The 5,165-nt window shown below is 52.0% G+C and carries 10 protein-coding genes and 1 pseudogene; 1 reads left to right on the top strand and 10 read right to left on the bottom strand.

The genetic code is table 11. The features are described from left to right. The 9 genes from ACZ25G_RS07440 to ACZ25G_RS07400 all read right to left on the bottom strand — a co-directional run. Positions 1–414: DUF7666 domain-containing protein (locus tag ACZ25G_RS07440; protein WP_463682032.1), on the bottom strand; the 414-nt coding region annotated here is incomplete at its 3' end. A 2-nt stretch (positions 415–416) separates the two neighbouring features. Further along, positions 417–803: a RusA family crossover junction endodeoxyribonuclease gene (locus ACZ25G_RS07435; protein WP_463682031.1), complete on the bottom strand. Its 387-nt coding sequence runs from the start codon at positions 801–803 to the stop codon at positions 417–419. Next, on the bottom strand, positions 800–964 hold the full coding sequence (locus tag ACZ25G_RS07430; RefSeq protein WP_463682030.1) for a hypothetical protein: 165 nt from the start codon (positions 962–964) through the stop codon (positions 800–802). The genes ACZ25G_RS07435 and ACZ25G_RS07430 overlap by 4 nt, the downstream gene beginning before the upstream one ends. Next, positions 961–2,175, bottom strand: coding sequence for a replicative DNA helicase (locus ACZ25G_RS07425; protein ID WP_463682029.1), 1,215 nt, complete (start codon positions 2,173–2,175; stop codon positions 961–963). Before ACZ25G_RS07425 ends, ACZ25G_RS07430 begins: the two co-directional genes overlap by 4 nt. Next, on the bottom strand, positions 2,168–2,986 hold the full coding sequence (locus ACZ25G_RS07420) for a conserved phage C-terminal domain-containing protein (protein WP_463682028.1): 819 nt from the start codon (positions 2,984–2,986) through the stop codon (positions 2,168–2,170). Before ACZ25G_RS07420 ends, ACZ25G_RS07425 begins: the two co-directional genes overlap by 8 nt. Before the next feature lie 21 nt (positions 2,987–3,007). Then, positions 3,008–3,610, bottom strand: coding sequence for a phage replication initiation protein, NGO0469 family (locus ACZ25G_RS07415; protein ID WP_342683033.1), 603 nt, complete (start codon positions 3,608–3,610; stop codon positions 3,008–3,010). Further along, entirely contained in the window at positions 3,601–3,843 is a 243-nt protein-coding gene (locus ACZ25G_RS07410) for a hypothetical protein (protein ID WP_463682027.1), read from the bottom strand. Before ACZ25G_RS07410 ends, ACZ25G_RS07415 begins: the two co-directional genes overlap by 10 nt. Next, a complete protein-coding gene (locus ACZ25G_RS07405) occupies positions 3,840–4,277 on the bottom strand; it encodes a hypothetical protein (RefSeq protein WP_463682026.1) in 438 nt (145 codons plus the stop codon). The genes ACZ25G_RS07410 and ACZ25G_RS07405 overlap by 4 nt, the downstream gene beginning before the upstream one ends. Continuing rightward, a complete protein-coding gene (locus ACZ25G_RS07400; RefSeq protein WP_463682025.1) occupies positions 4,267–4,488 on the bottom strand; it encodes a hypothetical protein in 222 nt (73 codons plus the stop codon). Before ACZ25G_RS07400 ends, ACZ25G_RS07405 begins: the two co-directional genes overlap by 11 nt. A gap of 83 nt (positions 4,489–4,571) precedes the next feature. Here ACZ25G_RS07400 and ACZ25G_RS07395 point away from each other — a divergent pair, with 83 nt between their 5' ends. Further along, entirely contained in the window at positions 4,572–4,778 is a 207-nt protein-coding gene (locus tag ACZ25G_RS07395; protein WP_463682024.1) for a hypothetical protein, read from the top strand. 89 nt (positions 4,779–4,867) lie between these two features. Here the strand turns inward: ACZ25G_RS07395 and ACZ25G_RS07390 are convergent. Next, positions 4,868–5,165 (bottom strand): annotated as a pseudogene (locus ACZ25G_RS07390) (hypothetical protein); the annotation flags it as partial.

Raw genomic sequence — 5,165 nt, 5'->3', positions numbered from 1 at the left:
TGTGTTGGTAGCCGCTGACTGGTAGCCTGTATTGGTAGCCGCTGACCGGTAGCCTGTATTGGTAGCCGCTGACCAGTCGCCTGTGTTTGATTCTTTTGCGTTGTTCCAATCAACTTTGTCGAGAATAAATTTCACACCCGCCGCAATAAGTCCAAGAAGTCCAATCTCGGCTTCGATACGTATATGTTTACCAACGCGTTTACTATCATCTCCTCTCTGGTCATTTGCATCAAGATCAACCTCGCAAAAACGGGAATCACTCGGTGGATAATAATTAAAAACGTCAAACGGATTTTCACAGGCGTGAAATCCTGATTTGCAAATTTCTGCGGTTTCCGTTGCATACTCTTTCCCAACCTCATACTTGAACCCGCGACACGCGAGATTCTTGTCAAATCCTTTGTAGCATTTCATCTCTATTCCTCCAATCGGTCTGTCCTCTCAATCTCCACCTCGGTCCGGGGGTTGTGCTTGTCATAGAATACCCGGCTCCCATCGGTGGATACCACAATTCGGCTGTTGTCGTCCTCCAGCACTCCCACCTCCACCAGCACATCATGCAGGGCGCTGTGCAGATTCACAATGTCTACCCTCCTGCGGGTGGGCATGTAGTAGAGGGCCTTCACATTCACCGGAACGTTGATCTTTTTCCGGTAGGCGCCGGTGATCACCCGCCTGCAATCCTTGGCGTACTGCCGGTATTGCTCCGACTGGGCGATGAAACAGCGGCCGTCTTTGGTCCTTCTGATCTGCTGGTGGTTTTTCTTGGTTACCGGCGCTATTGGGATCACAAAGCGCATCATAGGCCCATCACCTCCGCTAACCGCTGTACCGCCGCCTCATATTCCCCTTCCTTCACCAGTTTTGCCAGCTTTCCCTTGTAAATTTCGTAGTCCGCCGCGTTGAGCCTCCGGTGCCGGGCAAAGAAGGCCACGTCCTCCCACAATTGTTCCAGCTCTGTCATCCGCCCCGCCCCCGTTCCAACTGGCTGAAGCGCTGGATGTCTCCCCGAAACAGGAGCTCTATCTTTCCCGTCATGCCCTCCTTGTTCTTGGCAATAATCAGGTCCCGCCGCTGGGCGTCTTCCTCATGGGAATCCTGCTGATGGAGCAGGAGGATCACGTCGGCGTCCTGCTCAATCTGTCCTGATTCCCGCAGGCTGGTCATGTCCGGCTCCCCCTTCCCCTCCCGGTTGAGCTGGGAAAGGGCGATCACGGCAAGCTTGCTCTGCTGGGCCAGGGTGTGCAGCTCCATGGAAATGTTGGTCACCCGCTCATAGAGGCTTTTGCCCTCCCCGCGAAGCAGGCTCAGGTAGTCGATGAAGATCACATCCGCCCGCAGACGCGCCGCCATGGCCTTGACCTGCGGCACCGTCCAGCCCGCCGCCTCCACCACATGAAATCGCCTGCGCTTCATCGGGTCGGCGCACTCCGCGATCCTCGCCCAATCCATTTCCGGGTCTCCCCTCTTGATCTGGGACAGCGGCACTCCGGACATACAGCTCACCAGCCGGTCAAAGAGTTTAATCCCACTGGTTTCCAGGCTGAAATACACCACATTGTAGGACTTGGAGATGTGCAGCATCATTTGCAGGGTAAACGCCGTCTTACCCGTCGAGGGACGTCCGCCGATGATGATATAGTCCCCTTTGTCGATATAGCAATACCGGTCCAGCTTTTGAAAACCGGTCTCTATGTAGGTTCTGGGATCTTGTTTGGAGGCGTAAAACTCCACAAATCCCTCCTCCGATGAGAGCACCCGCCCCGTCTCGGTGTCGGACAGCGCCTTGCAGATTTCCGCCGCCACATCCTGCGCCTCATCGTCTCCCCCTTCCAAAAGCTCCATCAGCTCCAGCGCCTTGCCCCAGGCCTCCATCCGGCGGGAGGTGTCCTTGACAATCTCCACATAGCTGCCCACCGTCTTAATGCTGGGCGTGGCCTCCGCCGCCTGGACCAGCAGCGGCTTGTATCCGCTGCCCACCTGCTCCAGCACCGTAATCAGGTCAATGGGCGTTTCCTCATTGTAAAGCTTCCGGCAGGCCCGGAAGACATGCTGGTACTCCGGCACCTTGAAGTCCTCCGGCGACAGCCGCAAGGCCTCCGGCATGGCCCGCTCTCCATCCAGCAGGATAGCCCCGATGACCGACTGCTCCGCTTCTCTGCTTACCTCAATCAAGGCGTCTCCATCTCCTTTCCTCTCCTTCCTCAGCCCCGCGCTGGTTCAGGTAGCTTTCAAACTTGGTGCCAAACAAGGTCTCAGGGCGCAGATAGGGACGCATGTCCTCCCGCCCCTCCCTGGGCGGATGGTTCCAGTCGGCGACCTTGTTGTCGATCACCCGCTGAAAGTCGGATATTCCAAACCCTTCCCTGATCCTGGCGTCGATGAGGGACCTTGTTTTCTTCGATGTGCTCCGGTAACCTGTCCCAGCCTTCTCATTGAGATAGCTGATGATTTCGGTGTATAGATTACTTTCCTTTCCTTTACTTTCCTTTTGTCTGCCATAATTGGATTTTGGCGGCCCATAATTCAATTTTGACCCGGCATAATTGTTTTTTAGGGCGCAAGAATCCAGACCGGCGTTTTCTTCTTCGTTTAAAAGCCAGTATTCCTGTTTGATTAAATTGACGGTTCTCTCTTTGGCTACCTGCCAATATCTTTTTTGGATGCCTCTGCTTGTCAATATCCCATCCCTATCAAACAGCCTCTTATCAAAGAGCCCAATCTGTAAGCATAGGCCGACGGTGTTTTTTACCGTCTCGGAGCCCACGCCGCCGCCGATCTTACGCGCTGTAGTCGCCGCATCGTCGTAGCTCCATCTGTAGAAGTATCCATTGGAACCATACGCCCTTAAACAAAGATAGAAATACACCAAGAATCCGCAGGCGCCCTGTGCGTCCAATAGTTTGTCTATCTTCGGGTCATTCTCGAACATGTCCACCGACCATCCGACATAATCTATGCCTTCCTTTGGCGGCCGTCCAGCCATGTTGCGTCTCCCTTCCCCCGCCTAGAAGGGCAGGTCGTCTTCCTCTAATTCCTGGAATTCTTCATTCCCCACCATCTTCTCGTAGGTGACTGATCCTCTTACATACTGCTGCACCCATGAGGGCAGTGTCTCCAGCTTATCAAGCGCCTTCTCTTCGTCTAAGTCAAACGCTACAAGCTCGTTGCTTGGCTCCGGCACCTTCATCCCCTTGGGGACGGCCATGATCGTCTTGATGTTGGCGTATACACGGTTATTCCGCTCCTGGTGGATAATCTGCATCTGGCACGCTTTGCCCAGCACATTGCGCAGGTCAAACCCAGCCAGCTCTTTATCGGTGAAGGATCTCCCCCTCCACGCCTCCAAATGCTGGCGGAGCGTCGCCCGCTCCCCCAAGGAGTTGGTGTATATGCGGCTGATCTGTTTTGGGTGCGTTTCGCCCTCATACTCATAGGTATCGTCGGGAATTTCCCAGGTGATGATAATTTTCTCTTGGAGCTTGCGCTGGTCTTTGTAATCCACGATCTGTTCCCCGCCGTCTATCAGCGCCACACAGATGGCGATATGCACTCCCTCCGTTACCGGTTCTCTCGTTTCCCCTGTTGCCGCCTTAGCCACTAAAGACATATGCTGTTTCCTCCTTCAATTAATTCGCTAAAATTGTGTAAGGGACATTTGAGCCCTATCCCTTGTTCTGGGTGTGCTATTTTTTCTTCTGTCAACTTGCAATAGACGTTCCTTCCCTGTTCCAGCTTCCTATTGCACCACCCGCAGGCAATACGATCCTCCGTAAAGGAGACAACGATATTGGTTAGATAGCTTGTGTAGTAGCCCACCCCCAATGGAAATTCCTGGCTCATGTCAGTTTCTCCTTCGCAAACTCAAAGAACCCATCAGATTCTTTGCAAAATTCCTGCTGGTCTTTCCCTAAGGGATTACTGGTTGGGCAAAAGATGACAGGTTTCTCCCGCTCCTTTTTCCGGTATCCCTCCCGCACAATAGCCAGCTGCTCATCCTTGGGAAGGTTTTCAAACCACCACTCCATGTAGTAGTCCCAGATGGTTTCTATGTCCTTCTCTATGTATTCCTTCACATATTCCCCGCCATGGTCCTCCACATAGTCATACAGGCAGTCTTTACACACATAGTCCCCATTCCGAAACCGTGTCATCTCATCTTCCGCAAGGGTTTCTTTGCACATAGCGCATATTTTGTAGGTGTATGGAAATGGGTCATCCGGCTCTAAGTGCCGGTCTGAGGTTACCACTCCCATAGGATCATGCTCATTTCCCATTGACCTTTCCTCCTTTTTTCGTTACAATGGTGTTGGATATATTTCCTGTGCGCCTTTGGGAAGTTGCCGCTTCCCGGGGCGCTTTCTTTTTGCACCGGAAGATATGTATTTCCATCCACTCAGCCAGCTTCTCCGGCAGGTGATCCGCGACCCAACCTGTCAGCGCTCCAAAGAAGAACATTCCTCCCAGCGCGAACATCATCTCAAGCATCAAATTTTCCTCCCTTTCTGAATTTCCCATTGTTTCCTCTCCCTAAAAGATGTAGGATTATTGGTGAGAAAGGAGGTGGAAATATGGAAATCAAGTATTCTGATATAGTCGCGGTTATGGATATTGTTGGTTCCGAGGACGCCCAAAAATATTTAGATTGTGGCTGGATCCTTCTTAATACTGCTTCTGTCCAAGGCGGTGAAAATGGCGGTATCCTTTATTCTCTTGGATGGTCATCAACTCGCGGTAACATCGTAAAGCCAAAATCTAACTATCAGACATTAAAGTAGTAACCTTGCCCATCGCAAATGTTATCGGCTCGTTTTTTGTTGCACAGATTGCTATCCACTCTCCACTGGAAAGCATTTGTGCAACTTTTTTAATATCGCTTATTTCTTCTATTTTCTCCACATATTGTAAAGCTGGATTTATCCTGTTCATTGATTTTTCCCACCTCTTTTGTTTTTCCATATCCCTTCATCCTCTCTATTACTTCTTCGCTGTAGCTTGTCCGGGTGATTCCACCCTCCCACAGCTCCTTGGCCCGTCCTATCCCGCAATTGTACGCCATCAGCCGCTTATGTGGATCCTCGTAGTCAAACAGGCTCAGCATGTAGATACCGGCCTCCATGTTCTGCGTAGGCTCCATGACGTCGTCAAGCCCCAAGGTCTCCTGG

Source organism: Zongyangia sp., assembly GCF_965361945.1.
Note: the sequence above shows the minus strand (reverse complement) of the source record. Positions and strands in the feature narration are given on the sequence as shown.